A 17,408-nucleotide genomic window follows, 5' to 3' on the forward strand; every position below is an offset into this window, starting at 1 on the left:
CTGACCTGAGATAAAGGTAGCCCGACCATGAAAAAGATAGGCTTTTTGTCATTCGGCCACTGGACGCCCTCGGCGCAGTCGGCAACGCGTTCAGCAGCGGATGCGCTGCTCCAGTCCATCGACCTTGCCGTGGCCGCCGAAGAGCTGGGCGCGGACGGGGCTTATTTCCGCGTGCATCACTTTGCCCGCCAGCTTAGCGCGCCATTCCCGCTACTTGCGGCGGTGGCGGCCAGGACGAAGCGTATCGAGATTGGCACCGGCGTTATTGATATGCGCTACGAAAACCCGCTCTATATGGCGGAAGATGCGGGCGTGGCTGACCTGATCAGCGGAGGCCGGTTGCAGCTGGGGCTGAGCCGCGGTTCGCCGGAACAGGTTGTCGACGGCTGGCGTTATTTCGGTTTTGAGCCGCAGCAGGGTGAAAACGACGCGCAGATGGGCCGCAGGCACACCGAGGAGCTGCTGGAGGTGCTGCGTGGAGAGGGCTTTGCCAAACCCAATCCGCAGCCGATGTTTCCTAATCCGCCCGGATTACTGCGCCCGGAACCCTGGTCCGACGGGCTGCGCGAACGTATCTGGTGGGGATCCGGCTCCGATGCTACCGCCGTATGGGCCGCAAAGCTGGGGATGAATCTGCAAAGCTCCACGCTGAAAGACGATGAAACCGGTGAGCCGTTCCATATTCAGCAGGCCAGGCAGATCCGCGCTTACCGGGCAGCGTGGAAAGAGGCGGGTCATCAACGCGAGCCGCGGGTGTCGGTCAGCCGCAGTATTTTTGCGCTGATAAACAGCACCGATCGCGCCTATTTTGGATCCAGCCGGGAGGGCGGCGATCAGATAGGCTATCTGGATGAGAATACGCGGGCTATTTTTGGCCGTAGCTATGCAGCCGAGCCGGAAGCACTGATCGCCCAGCTGGCAAAGGATGAAGCGATTGCCGAGTCGGATACTCTGCTGTTGACTATCCCTAATCAGCTCGGCGTTGACTACTGTGCTCACGTGATGGAAGCCATTCTGACGCACGTCGCACCCGCGCTGGGCTGGCGCGAGTAAAAGAGCAGGGCGCCATCTGTTTCTCACCCAGCCAGCTTCGCAAGGAGCAGGGCGCCGGTCAGTTTCCCACCTTGCCGTGTTCGGTCTGTTCCGAGGTGGAGAAGCCAGTGGTGCCCTGAGCATGCTCACCGGCTCCGGACACCCTTTGTAACTGGATCGTTTGCCCTTTTTCCCATGCATCGGCTCCAGTGACGATGGGATGAGCCTGAATATCACTGCGCTGCTGGCGGATCTTCCGGGTATCCGTATCGAAGCGACGATCCCTGTCGGCAAGCAGTTTAGGATCCAGCTGCCCGTCGGCGGTAAAGCCCATCATCAGGGACGGAATGCCAAGCGGCAGCGTTTTGTCCCGATCGGTATGCCAGGTGTGCCAGGTTTTGCCGTAGGTATTTACCAGCTTTTTCATCAGTGAATTTTCAGCCGCCTCGGGCAGGCCGGGTGCAATCAGACTGCCGGATTTGACCTCGTAGCGATGACTGTGCCACAGCTTTTTCTCCTCGGGCGGCAGGCCCGCAAAGAGTTTTTCGCTGATAATGTATTCCACGCCCATCAAATGGGCATCACGCGTATTCCCGTCGTAGATAACCGCCTGCATTACATCGTCATTGAGCACGGTGACGTAATGATGCGCTTCCATCTGACCATTTTTGTCGCCGTTATAAAAATGAAAGCCGTCAAGGTAAGCATTGATCGCGTCAACGGGCGGGCGGGACTGCATCAACGCTGCGCCTTTATCCAGCACCTCCAGCTTAGTGGATTCTGGGTTTCCTGGCGCGTGAACCTTAGGCGGCGTATTGCCCCCGCCGCAGCCGGTCAGTATCAGCAGCGAACTGAACAGGGCAGCGCAGGATAACGTGGCAGGTTTTCTGAGGGGGGGAGCAATTGTTACGCGTGTTGGTGCGGAAAGGGGGATAATGTTATTAAGATCGGGCATCGTAATTCCTCTTACAGGCGTACCGCCGCTAAATTTGCTGTAAGTGTAACGGCGGTGAGGAATTGTGCACCCGCAGTAGGGGATTTATGCGCGTCCGGTCATATTAGGGGTTTGAGGCCCAACCGTACGTTTTCGTACGGTTGGGCCTCAAACCCCGATAAACAGGCACATGTGGTATCCAACCAGCACGGAAAAGATGCTGGCTCTGCCCCGTCTCACGTGAACGCATCACGCACCTGATAAAGTGAGTTTCAAGGCAGTGGCTGCGGAGATGTGTGATTGATGGTCTGGCACATTCTCCCACAAAATCAGAATAAAAAAACCAACGGTCTGACGCTGGTCGCTACGCTCCTGGTTGTGGTTATACCCACATCGGGAGCATTAGGTATACTATCGCCCAAACCATCCCTCATCATTGTTTACTCGCCACTCCTGATTACCTATACTTTCGTTGTGGACTTTATAACAACATAAGGATAAAGAAAAAATGGCTATCCCAGCTTACCTATGGCTTAAAGACGATGATAGGAAGTACGCAGCCTTTGGAAACTTCAACTACGGCGCTGTTGGGGCAGCAGCGGGTATCCCTGATCAGATTCTGCTTCGTGGTGCAGGTGCTGCGCAAACTCTTGCAGGTACAAGCCGCCCTGAGTTTGCTGATTATCAGGGCCCTAACTCTTATGGTGATGATCCAGAAGATCAGACATGGATAAGGGCAGGGATAGATTATGCGAAACGTTCGGGTTTTTAAGTGGGCCGTGGTGATTTTTGCCATCGTTGCTTTATACAGTGCGTGGAAAGTACTTAATTCCCCTATAGACCAGACCATTTACAAAGTTGAGAAAGTTAACTCACAGATCACGCTATACGTCACAGAGGGAAGCGCCGGTGCTACGACAGGTTTTGTGTACCAATATTATTTGGTCCCTTCAGCAGTCACCAGAAACAATTTCCTAAAAGGTTTAGGCGATAAATACTGGGCCTTTTTATCAACGTCTGACGGAAGTGCGAAGATTGATATAAGTGACCTGGCTATTCACCTAACCGTTAAAGGGGATGTATACAGCTTCAATAACGGGGCGACTTACTTAACTACGATATATCTGAATGCATCACCATTCTAAGAGTAAATCCAGCATGAAAGCTGGATTTTGGGGTCTGAAGCCAATGGAACGAAAACATACGTTAATGAAGTACTGTCTGATATATCGCAATATAATAGACACAAAGAATTGTACGTTTTCGTACGGTTGGGCTTCAGACCCCTATTAACTGAATATCGCTGTCACAGTACCATCGCAATAAAGGCGTCAATATCATCTATTGCCTGCTGACGTGCAGCGGCAGAAGGTGCCACCACCAGCTTATCGGAGTAGCCGTTAAGCAGTGCCGCCAGCTGGCGCGTGATGCGCTGGCTGTCAGTCACCCTGAACGCGCCGCTCGCTTCGCCGGTGATGATAATTTCGGTCAGAAACTGCTTCCACTGATGCATCAGCCGGTCGGCCAACGCGGCCCATGCCGCGTTATGCGCCGCCAGCTGCCACAGGGAAACATAGAGCTGCCAGACTGCATCCTGTCCCTCGGGAAGATAGTTATCCACCAGCGCTTTGAGCTTCTCTCCCGGCGGCAGGTGCGCAATGCGGGCTTTGACCTCCTCCAGCTCGGACAGCATAAAATGCGTCAGCGCCTCAATACAGAGCGCCTGCCAGTCGCGGAAGTAGTGATAGATATGACTGCGCGAGATACCCAGATGTTCCGTCAACTCGCGCGTTGTTACTTTCTCAACGCCCCTGACAATGAACAGTTCGATTGCCCCATCAAGGATTTTGCCTCTGAGCGTGTCAGCCATCTCTTTCATCTTTCTTCCTGTATAAGGAGTCAGTTTGGATATTGAAAATTATGGTAGTAGTTACGTGTTTTAGCCTATTTTTAATCTTTCTTTAACTTCCGTAGGGATGAACACTGACATATGTTTAGACAAAATTTCCCCCTCTAATCTGAGGTTAGCGTCCGTTTCAGGTTTTTCGCACTTTATAAAATCATCATAAAATTTATTAAGTTTTCTACTGGCAATAAATAATGGAGATGTTAGCGCTTCATCTTCTGTGTCAAAACTTTTTTTGCACAATTTTTCTGCAATTTTGGCATTTGCTGCGGCTACTGTAATATTTTCCGAAATACCCTGTTTTTTGTACTGTTCAAAAAAAGTTGAAAATTCTTCCTGAACTTTATCCGCAGGGGCAGGCATCTCGGTATAAATAAGGGTATGTGCAAAATTATATCGACAACAGTTCCATGCAAACGTTCTTATCTCTTCTGTTATCCCTTGTGTTTGTAATTCGTCAAGGGACAGCGCAAAAGAATTTTGATTTATAAACAACTCATTATTACCATGAACCTCTCCTGATAAATTAAAGCTCTCCCAATTAGTGTCTCCGCATTTCATTGCAGCCATGCCGAATTTTATCTTCAATGCCTGCAAATCTTTCTTTATCCTATTTGTCAACCCATAATCTGCTTCCAGACTACCCTCTATTTGGTTAATAAAACCGAATATCAAATCGTTCAGCTCAAGTTTTCTTTTATTGTCTGGTTCATTTGTGCCGTTTAACTCACTTTCTATCTTCAATAAGTTATTGTTGATGTTATTGATGTTATTGATGTTACTTTTGTGATTTATGTTATTTGAATCATTATTATATAACCGATGACCAGATTTTAAACCTACTTGATTATTGTTCATAATACCTCCCTGGATATAACAAAAATTTCCATTATAAATATTGATATTTCATCTCGCCGGGGCATTTTCCGGGATTTCCATTATTAATTCAATATCTTTTGCAACATCTTGATCGGCTGAACAGCAGTGAATCACTGGTTTTAGCTTTTCGCCCCGACCTGCTGCCGGATTTGAGGCTGTCTTAACATGTATCTCAACGCAACCAGACTACAGGCAACCAGAACTGTCGCGCCGACCAGCACCAGTCTGAATGCGCGATCGAAAGCTTCTCTTGCCAGCTCGGTTAGTATAGTGGCGTAGGGCTGACTCATTTCCCTGGCGATCAGCAGCGCTTCATCCAGGCTGTCATAGGCCTTCACGCCGTTAACTAACCCTTCCGGCAGGACAAGGATAGTGCTGTAGGCCGCCGTCATCAGGCCGCCCAGCAGGGTGACCCCCAGTACGCCACCCAGTTCCCACGAGACATCCTCTATGGCGGCGACCATTCCGGCTTTTTCCTCCGGCGTATTGAGCATGATCGCCGTTGAGGCCGCAGTCACCGGGCCGCCAAGGCCAAATCCGAGGATAAACAGTGCAATCATCTGATATAACAGGCCGTTTTCAAAACTTAGCGCAAGGCAAATAATCCCCAGCGCGGTCAGACACAGGCCACCCATAATGATCCGCCGTTCACCGAGGCGCGGTAGCAGCATGCCAGCCAGCGTGGAGGAGAGCGCAGAAGCGATCGGAATAGGGAGAATGGTCAGCGCGGCCCTCAGCGGTGACAGATCCTGAACCAGCTGTAGCCGCTGGGTGAGTACCAGCTCGATACCGATCAGCACGATCATCGAGATAATGGCGACGGCGACCCCGGCGCTGAATCCCGCATTTTTGAACAGGGAGAAGTCGATCATAGGATGGGCTGACCGCCTCTGGCGTCTGACAAACAGCCCCATAAACAGGATACCGGTCAGCCCGCTTACCGCCACGGCCGCCATCGAGGCATCCATTTTGCTCAGCTCTTTCAGCGCATAAATGACGCCGACCAGCCCGATCATGATCATCAGCGATCCGATCACATCACAGGGGCGTTTTACATCACCCTCGATGCGGGGGATATAGAGCGCGGCGAATACGATGGCCACCAGCACCACCGGTACGTTAATCAGAAACACCGATCCCCACCAGAAATGCGCCAGCAATACGCCTCCGATTACCGGGCCAAGGGCGGCGGCGCCTGAAGCCACAGCGGACCAGATGCCGATGGCAAGCGCCCGTTCGCGCGGATTGGTAAAAACATGGCGTACGATGGAGAGTGTCGCAGGCATCATCATTGCTGCGCCCACCGCCAGAAATACGCGGGAGGCAATCAGGATCTCTGCGCTGGGTGAATAAGCCGCACAGAGTGATGCAGTGGCAAAGACGGGCAGGCCGCTCATAAAGAGTGTTTTATGGCCAATGCGATCGCTGAGCATTCCTGCGCCCGGCAGCAGGCAGGCCACGACCAGCGGATAGGCATTCACAATCCACAGTTTTTGCGAAGCCGTGGCGTCCAGTGCCTGGGTAAGCCGCGGCAGTGCGGTATAAAGAACAGACATATCAATGACAATAAGGAAAAGGGTGCTGGTGATGATCGCCAGTATCAACCAGCGATTTTTGACGTACATGATTTTGCCTCAGATTGAAAGTATCCTGGTCCCGGATCAGGGTAATGCAGGCGGGTTTCCAGGTTCGATCGCTTCTTGCACCGCGCAGAAGGGCGGCGAAATAACGTTTGAGCAACCGCTCAAGCCGGAAAGTTACTTGAGCGATTGCTCAAAGGCAAGGTGGATGAACCGGTTGTTTAGGTTGGATTGAGTTTGCAACAGGGGTAAGGCGCGTCTGTCAGGCGGCAGGAAGGCGTGATTTAAGGGAACCAGCTGTAACCCTTTGGTACGCGAGAGAAGCCCACCGCTCGCAGCGCCGGAACCAGCGGGGAGCCGCCGACCGGTTTGCCATCCACCCGTTCCAGGGTAAATCTGAGCTGCCTGTCGCGCTTAAGCGCCACGGCCAGCGCAGCAATGGCCGCGCGCTCATCGCTGTCCTTTTCGGGGGTAAAGGTCAGTAGCTCTTTTCCGCCCTGAACCAGACAGAGCAGAAGCCGTCCATGGCAGATAACGATCAGCGAACCACTGCGGCGCGTGGGGCGGACCCCCTGTAGCGATGTTGGCCATGGGAGCGTAGCCCCAAAAGGATTAGCGGGATCGATGGCCGATAACGCCACGGCGAGAAGCCGGTCCGGTCGCCTGTCCGCCACGGCGCGGAGTTTTTCGATCGTCGCATTATCGGCAAACTGGGCGCCGCCCAGCCCCTGAACAAAGCGACCCCGCAGCATGCGTCCGGCATCTTCAATGCCGCGCAGAACCGGTTGTAGGGCAGGGAAACCGCCCGGCACCTGCTCGGATATCGCCGCGCCCCGGGCGATAACGCCATATCGATCCTGCATGTTCTCAACCCACGCCAGTACGCGCCGCGTTGGCGTTACGGTGTCACGAATCACCGCAGACCAGCGTCCGGTCAGACTGTTAATACCCGGCCCTGCGCGCGGTGAGGGCGCTTTTGCCGCCAGATGGGTATGTCCACGACGGCTGCGTAGCACCCGATGGGCGCGTCCACGCTGGGTCGGCAAGGGGCTCGTTAGCGCACGCAGCGCAGCCCAGGTATCGGTGGTAATGTAGCCAGACCACACCAGCTGCCACATCGCCCCGGCAACCTCTTCCGGGTCGCTCTCTTCCAGCTGCACCAGGATCTGACGCATAAAATACGCCCCGCCGTTAGCCAGTATCTTCATAATGGCCTGCTGAAGCGGCGTCTGAATCCCGGTTCCTTCTGCCGCTTCCACGGACAGGGGTAGCGTTTCGGCTGCAAATTCGCTGATATGCAGGGAAACCAGACCATCATGAGCGGCCACAGCCTGTTCTCCGGTCCAGACCACCTCGCCGGTGGCCAGCAGCTCATCCAGCATGGAAGGCTGATAGTCCCGCACGCGCGCGGGTAAAATCTGCGTCTCCCACTGAGAAGCAGGAAGTGCAACGCCTGCCAGCTGCTCAATGACGCGCGCAACGCCGTTGGTCCCGGTATAGACGCCCTCCGCGACGCCATCCTGGTGTGGGATCCCCTCGCCGATCAGCCCCTGCCGCATTAGCAGCGACGTGACCCAGGCCTCCTGCGAAACCGGGCGCGTTGCCTCGCGGGCAGCCTGCAGGGAGCGCACACGCATTCGTCGAAACACCTCCTGAGCCACCCACTGTTCAGCGGTGGATGCATCTTCCGACAGGTTAAAGTTACCCTTTAGCACCTTTCCCTGTTCCCGCAGGCGTTCCAGCTCTGCCTCCGCTACCGCGACGCCCAGGCCGAACCCTGAGGCAACGTCCTGGCTGCTGAACAGCGTATGGGTGCGCGCGTAGCGGCCAATCAGGTCCCGCAGCGGATGCGAAACCGGTTCCAGAAAGGCCGCAGGGACAGACGCAGGCAGCAGGGTGCCCAGTGCATCACGCAGTCGGGCAGCATCCTCAACGGATGCCCAGCACGGCTTACCGGCTATCGTGACCTGAATGATACGCCGGGCATCTGCCAGTACCCGCAGGCACTCCGCTGCCGTCTGATCTTCTGCCTCAAAGCGCCGATTCATCTCCCCGGACGAGAGCGGACCCAGCTCGCGCAGCAGATCCGCCAGGCCTTCACTGCTGGCGACCCGGTACTCTGGCGTCAGTCGCTGTAGCTGCTGTTCAATGACAGAGACAACACCGGCATCAAGCAGCCCGGCCATATCCACCTGTCCCAGCAGTTCACCGAGCAGGCCGCTATCGAGGGCAAGGAGGGAGGCGCGCCGCTCTGCCGAGGGGGCATCGGTGGCGTACATAAATTCGGCGACGTAGCCGAACAGCAGTGGCGCAGCAAAGGGCGAGGGCACCTCCGTGGTCACTTCGGCAAACTGGATCTCGTTCTGCTGGATCCTCCCCATCACCCCGTGCAGCGCCGGAAGGTCGTAGACATCCTGCAGACATTCACGCGCGGTCTCAATCAGTACCGGAAAATCAGCATATTCACGCGCCACCTCGAGCAGCTGACCCGCGCGAAGACGCTGCTGCCAGAGCGGCGAACGTTTGCCGGGGTTGCGCCGTGGCAGCAGCAGCGCGCGGGAGGCGCACTCGCGAAAACGGGCGGCAAACAGAGCGGAGCTGCCGACTGCATCGGCAACGGTGCGCTGAAGCTGCTCCGGTTCAAACAGGAAAAGCTCAGCGCCTGGAACCCGGCCGGCCGTATCAGGAAAGCGGGCAATGATGCCATCATCGCTGGCGACCACCGAGCCTTCCAGTCTCAGATCCGTGCGGATGCGCTCGGCCACGGCCAGCCCCCACGGACTGTTAACCCGCTTTCCCCAGGGGGAGTGGAGAATTACCCGCCAGTCGCCGCTCTCATCGCGGCAGCGTTCAATCAGTAGCGTCCGGTCAGTGGGAATCACCCCGGTGGCCTGATGCTGTTCATCGACCAGCGCAAGAATATTTTGCACCGCATAGCGATCCAGCCCGCTACGGGACAGCACCTTTTCGACCGCGCGCAGACCATGCTTAGCGGCCATCTGTTCTTCAATATACCGCAGGAAAGCCCCGGTCGATTCACCCAGCTCGGCGGATCGCCCCGGGCCTTCACCACGCCAGAAGGGCAAGCGGGCAGAACGGCCCGGGGCGGGGACCACTACCACCTGATCGTGAGTGATCTGCTGGATGCGCCAGGAGCTTGCCCCCAGCGTGATGATGTCATTAAGACGGGATTCATACACCATCTCCTCATCCAGCTCACCGACGCGGCGTGAACCCGCCTGCTCCTCACCTTCGGGTAAGACTACGCTAAACATGCCGCGATCCGGGATGGTGCCACCGCTGGTGACGGCCAGATGCTGCGCACCCGGCCGGGGAGTCAGCATACCGCTGTCGCGGTCCCAGACAATCCGCGGGCGAAACTGGGCGAACGCATCAGAAGGGTATTTCCCGGACAGCATATCCAGCGTGGCATCAAATGCGCCGCGCGGCAGCGTCTTAAAGGGATCCGCACGGCGTACGGTGCTGTACCAGTCATCAACGTGCAGGGGATCCATGGCCACGGCAGCAATAGTCTGCTGGGCCAGAATATCCAGCGGATTACGCGGTGGCGCGATTGCCTCCAGCTGACCGGAAAGCATGCAGTTAACTGTTACCGTCGCATCCACCAGATCGCGCCGGGTACGCGGGAAAATCACCCCGGATGAGATGCCGCCCACCTGGTGGCCAGCCCGACCCACGCGCTGGAGTGCGCTGGCGACGGAGGGCGGTGACCCTACCTGAATCACCAGGTCAACCAGCCCCATGTCAATGCCCAGTTCCAGGCTGGAGGTGGCTACCACGCAGCGGAGTTCTCCCGCTTTCAGGGCCGATTCAATCACCCTGCGCTGCTCTTTTGAAACTGAACCGTGGTGCGAACGGGCGATGACCGGCGCGGTTTCCTCTTCGCTCTGTGTGGCGCCGCCGCTGCGCGAGCCATACTGAAAGGCCTGCGTTGAGGCTTCAGGTGCCTGGCTGAGCCGCATGGCGTAGCGCTCATTAAGGCGGGCGGTGAGTTTTTCAGCCAGCCCCCGGGAGTTGGTAAAAACCAGCGTCGCGCGGCATGCCAGCACCCGGTCGAGAATGCTGGCTTCCACATGGGGCCATATCGAACCCGCCGCACCGCTCTCCTGCGCGCTGTCCGGGCGCGTCGGACGGCTGGAGATATCCGTCATATCTTCCACCGGCACGATAATTTTCATATTCAGCTGGCGGTCAGAGGCGGGATTCACGATGGTGGTCTGCTGCGAACCGCCGAGGAAGGCGGCGACGGGGCCAACCGGGCGCACCGTGGCGGAGAGGCCGATCCGCTGAGCGGGCGCCGGGAGCAGCGCGTCGAGTCTTTCCAGACTCAGGGCAAGCTGTGACCCCCGTTTACTGCCCGCCACGGCGTGGACCTCATCAAGGATGACGGTGGTGACGCCGCGCAGCGTCTCTCGCGCTTTCGACGTCAGCATTAAAAAAAGGGATTCCGGCGTGGTGATCAGGATATCCGGAGGACGCCGCAGCAGTTTGCCTCGCTCCGCAGTGGAGGTATCACCGGATCGCAATCCTACGCTAATGCTGATTTCAGGGGCGCCCATTCTACTGCGCTGCCCGGTGACGCCCTCGAGCGGAAGACGCAGATTACGCTCGACGTCGGCAGCCAGGGCTTTAACCGGGGAGAGATAAAGGATACGCGTGGTCGTCCTGCCCGCCTTTTTACCAGCTTCTGTGGCTATCTGACGCTCTGCAAAAAGGGCATCTATGGCATAGAGAAAGGCGGCCAGCGTTTTGCCCGACCCGGTAGGGGCGATGACCAGGCAGCTACTACCCAAGGCAATAGCCTGCCAGGCGGCCCGCTGAACGGGCGTCGGGGCAGGGAAGGCGGAACGAAACCAGGCCTGAACGGGAGCGGAAAACCGATTCAGCGGATCTGTTTCAGATTGCGTATCCAGCTCAGGCATGACACTCCTCTAGCCCTGATGCAGCCATTTTTCATATTTTTCCGGCCAGGCTACCGTCGGCGTACCGGGTTTACCCATGCCGAAACCGTGACCCCCGCTGGAATAACGGTGCATCTCGACCGGCACATGCGCATGCTCGCAGGCCGCCGCCATAATCAGCGTATTATGCGGATCTGAAATGGGATCGTCCTCGGCCTGAACCAGAAAGGCCGGCGGGGTTTGCCTGGTAACATAATTCTGCACCGACCAGGCCGCTTCTGCAGAGGCCGAAGCATCTGGCCCAACCATAATTTTATGCGTTGAGGTATGAGTATAGGGCTTTTCCAGGGTGATAACCGGGTAAATCAGCGCAATACGATCGGCATGGATAGGCGTGTTGTCCAGCGCATCACGCGCGGGGTAGGACGCAAAATCAGTGCGCGTCGCCGCCATCCCAAGCAAATGCCCCCCGGCGGAGAAGCCTAAAACGCTAACGTGCTTTTCATGCTGCCGGACAATCCTCAGCGCCCGCTGGGCATCCTGAAAGGCCACCACGCTTCCGTCTTTCCAGCCTTCGGCAGGCAGCCTGTAGGTCAGCACCCAGGCCGTATAGCCACGGGCGGTAAGCCACTTTGCGGCGGGCCAGGCTTCAGGGCCCATTTCGATTCTTTTATATCCGCCGCCGGCCGCAATCAGCACGGCCTTACCGTTCGGAACGGCAGGCGTGAAGCGGGTGAGCAGGGGATGGCTCACGTGGGTCAGGGCGCCTTTGCCTGACAGATCGGCGCTGCCGGCTGGGCCGCCACCCCCGGGCGGATTACCGTCCCACAAAGGAATTTCACTGTTTTGTCCTGACGGGCTGGCCTGTAAAATGCCCGCCCGGACGGCGACGAATGTAGCAGCAACACCGGTGAGAAAATGACGACGATTCATAGTTCACTCCTGGTCTTAGGGAATGCTATTTCACTACAGTAATCAGGACATAATGTGAAGTAAATGGTGCGGTATGTTACATCGTGCAAGCGGGCGTTGCGGGGGGCGGAATTCGCACTGGAAGAGCGGAATGAGCAATGTAATGGCTGATATTGCATTAAATGTCATTAATATGTCATGAATTAATATAATACTAATAGAAACCTTTAGAAACACCTTGTTTTTTAATGACATTGTTAACCTGAAATACAGACCTCTGGAGCTTTTATGAATTATCAGTGCTGTTCCTCGCTTTATAAACGCACCTTAACCCCATTACTCTTCTCAGCGTTAGCGCTGGCGGCCACATCATCTGTGACTGCAGCAGAAATACCGATGACGAAAGCCAAAAATGTCATCATAATGATTAATGATGGTGCAGGATGGGGCACATGGGATGCAACTGCATACTGGCAATATGGCAGTCGGGAAAAAACGCCTTATGCCGGATTTCCGATCAAGTATGCGATGACCACCTATCCGCTGAATCCCTCGAAGCAGGCGACTTTTACCGCGGATTCCTTAGTCAATTATGATCCACTCAAAGCATGGGAAATCACTCCGGATGAAGATAAGGACCTGCCCTTTAAAGGGTACAAATATTTAGCCACCAACCCCACGGATAGTGCTGCCGCAGGTACCGCTCTCGCCTCCGGGGTTAAAACCTATAATAATGCCATTAACTATGATAATAACGGCAAGCCCATAGAATTCGTTACGCTTATTGCTAAAGAGCAGGGCAAATCTACAGGTGTTGTCACCAGCGTTCCTTTTTCACATGCGACACCTGCGGCCTTTGCTGCACAGAGTGCATCGCGTAATGATTATCATGCGATCGCCCATCAAATGCTTACCTCCGGCAAGATTGATCTAATTATGGGAACGGGCCTGCCCGGGTTTAACGTCAATGGAACGGACTGTCAGCATCTGGCCGAGGGTGAATCAGCAGTGGGCTGCGGCAAAGATGCCCACACTTTTCTGGCTGAAGATGAGTGGCGGGCTTTGCAAACGAATAAAATTATTCCTTTCAATGCCCATCAACCGTGGAAGATAGTGCGGACTAAAGATGAGTTTGCCTCTCTGGCAGAGGGTTCCCTGAGTTATACCGGACCGCTGCTTGGCTCACCTAATGTAGCCCCGAGCGGAACGCTCCAGCAGGGGCGTCAGGGCGCAATTACCGGCAAAGATACCGCAACGCCGTCAGGAGATGCCTTTATCCGCACGGTCCCGACATTGAAAACCATGAGCGAAGGCGCAATTAAACATCTCAGCCAGAACGATAAGGGCTTTTTTGTGATGATTGAGGGAGGAGCAACCGACTGGGCAGCACACACCAGTAATGCCTGTACGGGTAAGGGGGACTGGGGCAATTCTTACAATCCTAACTGCAGTGGCGTGGAGTACGGTCGTCTGATTGAAGAGACCGCAGATTTCAACAATGCTGTGTCGGCGGTCATTGACTGGGTGGAAAAAAACAGCAGCTGGGAGGAAACACTGCTGGTTGTAACGACAGACCACGATAACGGGATGCCTATGGGACCTGATGCGCAAAAATCGGCCTTTCAGGCCGTCATCAATAAGGGCAAAGGCCATATGCCTGGTATCTCATTCCGTCCTACGGGAAATCATTCAAACTCGCTGGTTCCTTTATGGGCGAAAGGCGTCGGGGCCGAGGCGTTTAATGCCAGAGTACGAGGTACGGATGCAGGTTATGCAAGATATGTTGGACTGAATGATGGCAAGTTTATTGATAATACGGACGTTTACCGGGTTGTGAAAGCCGCGCTGGAAGGCAATGTGGTGGATAAAAACATCCCGTAAGATGTGTAAAAGTCGCTCCTGTAGAATTATCAGGGGCGACAATATCAATATCATCACCATTAGTAGAGGCGACAAATCTCAGGATTTCACGTAGCGTTACCTTGGTGCGCATAATGTATATTATGTTAAATTGAATGTGCTGATTCCGCAGACTCCTTAGCTCATGCTCTCACTTACCCAACTCGATGTTCCCTTCTATCAGCGCCGGTGGATTTTATAGAGGTGGCAACCTGTTTGAGTTTTCTCAACGTTTGGCCTTTCTCTATTCATCACGTTAGTGCGTTGATCCTCTCGTTATCTCACTATCCTTAAGCGGTATACTTTTCACCTGCCCCTGAGAAAACTCAATTCCCGTCACCACGCTTCTTTGTGGCAATCCACCTGGCGCTTCAAGTATGTATTGTACGACGTACTGCGCCTTATCTGTGAATCGGTAAAAGTTGGGTTGAATGCATAACCTGCCGTTTTTAACCCTTAGATCAGGCGAATCCGTAACGGACAACTTTTGTGGGGGTGTTCCCCTGGGATTAATCGAGATCAGAGAAGGTTGGTAGTTTGCTGCGTTACTAACTACAAAACAGACATCTTCTCGAGTCTGACTCACCGTGGTGGTTTCGTCTGCTGTTAACCTGTCACCTGATCCTGGGCAACCAGTCAGAAAAAAAATCGATGCAATCAGTAAGATGGAGCAACGTTTACTCTTATAAATCATCATTATCTCCATGGGAAGTGACTCATTGTTTCCTTATACTTTTGTCGAATTACAGCCTCGCTCTTATCACCATCCAATGTGATATCCCCTCTTTTCTTAAGTGTCAGCCACACTGCATAGCCGTAGTGACTCAAAATAAAATGGTCTGCAATGATTTGGGCCTGTTGTTCCATAGGATAACGCCTCAAAGGTCGACCATCGAGTTTGTATCGGTAGCTGACTGCAAAGCTGACTAATCCTCGCGCGATAACATTCATCCCTCTGCATGGCGTAACGCAGTTACACCACATAGGGTACTCTGGGGTCTGTCACTAAATCCTGCCGAATCCAACCCCCTGTCAGATCCGGACTGATTATCCCGCCAACCTACTCTTTGGCTATTGGCGTCGCAATCTCATCAACTTTCGTTTCGCCCTGGATTTTTTCGATTCTGTTACGAACCCCGGTTACCTGATCGCGGTTATGCAGCAGGGTGTAAGTCAGGTCAAATGCGGTACTTGCGCCGGGCTGTAGCTGTTTCACGCGCTTCTGCTCACGCTCAATGGTCACCGGATAGGCATAGCTTGTGCCAGGCTCAATACCGGTCACGTAGCCCTGCTTCAGGGTATCGGTGTTTTTCCATAGCGTCAGGACGGGCAGCTGCCTGGTATCGAACTGGATGGCAGCGCCCTTATCCCCGGCTTTATTGATCACCGCCGCAAGGGTCTGATGGTTTGCATCAGACAGCGGACTGATGTTGAAAACCATTTCATCGAAACCTTTGGTCGGACCCGCATAGGTCTGCCATGTTTTTAAACCCGCTTTGGCATAATCGTTAAAGGGGCTGATGCCTGATATCGGTGCCAGGAATCGCGCGCCTTCTTCCAGAATGGGCGTACTGAAGTTGCTGTGATAGATAATCTGATAATCGTGCGGATAGTCTGCATGGTTGGTTAAAACATCATGCAGGCTGAAGCTGTTGCTGCCGGGCACGTAGCGCAGCTCGGTAAGGGTCTGCAAATCCGCTTTTTTGAAGGTGCTTTCCTTTATCAGGCCGCGAATTCGAATTTCATGCGGAGCGGCATCCGCCACTTCCACTTCGAGCTGGGATACCGGCGTATTACCCGCTTTGCCGTGTAGGGTATAAATCTGACCGTCAGCGGTGACTGGATGGCCAGTCCATTCGTAGCCGCAGCGGACCATCATTTCGTTAAAACCTTCCAGCCAGCCCACGCCGTTGCGGCTTTCCAGATTGATAAATGCCGGGTTCACGACCTCTTTTACCGGCGAATCCCAGCCCATTCTTGAGCCGAAGCCCTCCACGCGCAGCAGGTTCATGCCCCGGGTCGGACTGAGGGTAATTGTCAGTCCCGACTGACTGTGAATGACAATGATTTTACTGCCTTCCTGTTTACCGCCGTGGAGCACCTTTTGTTCGATGCTGAACGCGCTGTCCTTAATCTTCAGCTCGTCGCTGGAAATCTTCCAGTTCCCTTGATCTACTGCCTGTTCAGCACTTGTCAGCACCCAGGTTTTAGCCACAGCCGGAGCAGAAATCATTACTGCCAGCACCGTCAACGCCGCTCTTTTGTTCATTTGTATCCTCTTTAGCTGAATCGTTTTTAGATTAGTTAAAGGAATTTACTGATAAGTAACAAATAGAAACGTGACTTTCCTCACCCAGCAGGAAAAGGCCGGTGAGGGGCTTCGGAAATGGGATGTGAATCACAATCTGTCGGCAATAACGAAACTGTTACACTGGATTATGGTGATCTTGAGATGACAAGGCTTTAAACGATTCAGCTTAAACGTATAAAAAGCGAGCACTGGAGGGCCTGGCCCTGTCCCTTTTAGCGGGAATCAGGCTCGACCCACCGTGGATATTACGCTTCGTGAGGATCAAGCAGCGACAGGTGATCCAGAAAGCTCACCGCAAAGCTGCCGGTGCCGCGTGCGGATGATGCCCGCTCGCTGGCCTGGGCATAAACCGCATGGGCGGCCGCCACCGCCGTCAGCGGATCGGCCGGGGTTGAGAGGAAGGCAGCAATTAAGCCACCCAGACTGCAACCCGCTCCCGTGACCTGCGTCAGCCGGGCGTCTCCCCCTTCGACAAAAATGGTGCGATCGCCATCGGTAATGTAATCCGTCGGGCCGCTTACCGCCGTGATACAGCCAAGCCTGCGCGAGAAAGCCTGAATTGCCGGTAGCGCCGCCTGCGAGGTCAGCGTGGTTTCAACCCCCTTCCCTCCGCCCTCGCCGCCTGCCAGCGCAATCAGCTCCGAGGCGTTGCCGCGAATCGCGGCAGGCCTGAATTCAAGCAGCCCCTGTACGACACGATCGTATTCGACCGCACCTGCGCCGACCGCCACCGGATCCAGCACCCAGGGGACACCCGCATGATGTGCAGCCTGCGCGGCCTGGCGAACCTCCCCGGCCGTATTGCTCATCAGGCTGGCGGCGTTGATCCAAACCGCACTGGCATGACTGCCGAACACCTTTTGCCAGTCGAGCGCTGCGCCAATTGCGGGTCCCGCGCCCACCGCCAACAGCACGTTGGCAGAAAGGTTAGCGGCAATATAGTTGGTCAGCCCGTAGCAAAAAGGCTTGTGCTGTTTGATATGGCTGAGCGCCTCTCGTACTGCGCTGTCGCGCCATGAAAGCTGTTGCATAA

The 17,408-nt window shown here is 54.9% G+C and carries 13 protein-coding genes; 4 read left to right on the top strand and 9 right to left on the bottom strand.

Annotated features, from left to right (window positions below):
* Positions 1 to 27: 27 nt before the first annotated feature.
* Entirely contained in the window at positions 28 to 1,053 is a 1,026-nt protein-coding gene (locus AAGR22_RS11000) for an LLM class flavin-dependent oxidoreductase (RefSeq protein WP_345827476.1), read from the top strand.
* A 58-nt stretch (positions 1,054 to 1,111) separates the two neighbouring features.
* On the opposite strand, the gene AAGR22_RS11005 is transcribed toward AAGR22_RS11000, so the two are convergent.
* Positions 1,112 to 1,987 (bottom strand): OBAP family protein, encoded by an 876-nt coding sequence (locus tag AAGR22_RS11005; protein WP_345827477.1) that lies wholly within the window; start codon positions 1,985 to 1,987, stop codon positions 1,112 to 1,114.
* 487 nt (positions 1,988 to 2,474) lie between these two features.
* Here AAGR22_RS11005 and AAGR22_RS11010 point away from each other — a divergent pair, with 487 nt between their 5' ends.
* Complete coding sequence (locus AAGR22_RS11010) at positions 2,475 to 2,738, top strand: polymorphic toxin type 44 domain-containing protein (RefSeq protein ID WP_345827478.1); 264 nt, start codon at positions 2,475 to 2,477, stop codon at positions 2,736 to 2,738.
* Positions 2,716 to 3,111, top strand: coding sequence for a hypothetical protein (locus AAGR22_RS11015; protein ID WP_067701905.1), 396 nt, complete (start codon positions 2,716 to 2,718; stop codon positions 3,109 to 3,111). Before AAGR22_RS11010 ends, AAGR22_RS11015 begins: the two co-directional genes overlap by 23 nt.
* Before the next feature lie 161 nt (positions 3,112 to 3,272).
* Here the strand turns inward: AAGR22_RS11015 and AAGR22_RS11020 are convergent, their stop codons facing one another.
* The 5 genes from AAGR22_RS11020 to AAGR22_RS11040 form a co-directional block, all read right to left on the bottom strand.
* Complete coding sequence (locus tag AAGR22_RS11020; protein WP_345827480.1) at positions 3,273 to 3,845, bottom strand: TetR/AcrR family transcriptional regulator; 573 nt, start codon at positions 3,843 to 3,845, stop codon at positions 3,273 to 3,275.
* A gap of 60 nt (positions 3,846 to 3,905) precedes the next feature.
* Positions 3,906 to 4,730, bottom strand: a complete 825-nt coding sequence (locus AAGR22_RS11025; RefSeq protein WP_345827482.1) for a hypothetical protein — start codon at positions 4,728 to 4,730, stop codon at positions 3,906 to 3,908.
* Between the two features lie 140 nt (positions 4,731 to 4,870).
* Positions 4,871 to 6,376 carry an MFS transporter gene (locus tag AAGR22_RS11030; protein ID WP_345827484.1) on the bottom strand — a complete coding sequence of 502 codons (1,506 nt, stop codon included), beginning with the start codon at positions 6,374 to 6,376 and terminating at the stop codon, positions 4,871 to 4,873.
* A gap of 239 nt (positions 6,377 to 6,615) precedes the next feature.
* Entirely contained in the window at positions 6,616 to 11,274 is a 4,659-nt protein-coding gene (locus AAGR22_RS11035) for an ATP-dependent helicase (RefSeq protein WP_345827485.1), read from the bottom strand.
* A gap of 9 nt (positions 11,275 to 11,283) precedes the next feature.
* Complete coding sequence (locus tag AAGR22_RS11040) at positions 11,284 to 12,186, bottom strand: alpha/beta hydrolase (protein WP_345827486.1); 903 nt, start codon at positions 12,184 to 12,186, stop codon at positions 11,284 to 11,286.
* A 267-nt stretch (positions 12,187 to 12,453) separates the two neighbouring features.
* Here AAGR22_RS11040 and AAGR22_RS11045 point away from each other — a divergent pair, with 267 nt between their 5' ends.
* A complete protein-coding gene (locus tag AAGR22_RS11045; RefSeq protein WP_345827488.1) occupies positions 12,454 to 14,046 on the top strand; it encodes an alkaline phosphatase in 1,593 nt (530 codons plus the stop codon).
* A gap of 274 nt (positions 14,047 to 14,320) precedes the next feature.
* Here the strand turns inward: AAGR22_RS11045 and AAGR22_RS11050 are convergent, their stop codons facing one another.
* The 3 genes from AAGR22_RS11050 to thiM all read right to left on the bottom strand — a co-directional run bounded on the left by AAGR22_RS11050 (position 14,321) and on the right by thiM (position 17,406).
* Positions 14,321 to 14,770, bottom strand: a complete 450-nt coding sequence (locus AAGR22_RS11050; RefSeq protein ID WP_345827489.1) for a putative T6SS immunity periplasmic lipoprotein — start codon at positions 14,768 to 14,770, stop codon at positions 14,321 to 14,323.
* Between the two features lie 354 nt (positions 14,771 to 15,124).
* Entirely contained in the window at positions 15,125 to 16,333 is a 1,209-nt protein-coding gene (locus AAGR22_RS11055) for an aldose 1-epimerase family protein (protein ID WP_345827490.1), read from the bottom strand.
* A gap of 287 nt (positions 16,334 to 16,620) precedes the next feature.
* Complete coding sequence (gene thiM, locus AAGR22_RS11060; RefSeq protein ID WP_345827492.1) at positions 16,621 to 17,406, bottom strand: hydroxyethylthiazole kinase; 786 nt, start codon at positions 17,404 to 17,406, stop codon at positions 16,621 to 16,623.
* Positions 17,407 to 17,408: the final 2 nt, after the last annotated feature.

It is taken from the genome of Erwinia sp. HDF1-3R, from assembly GCF_039621855.1.
Lineage (GTDB): Bacteria > Pseudomonadota > Gammaproteobacteria > Enterobacterales > Enterobacteriaceae > Erwinia.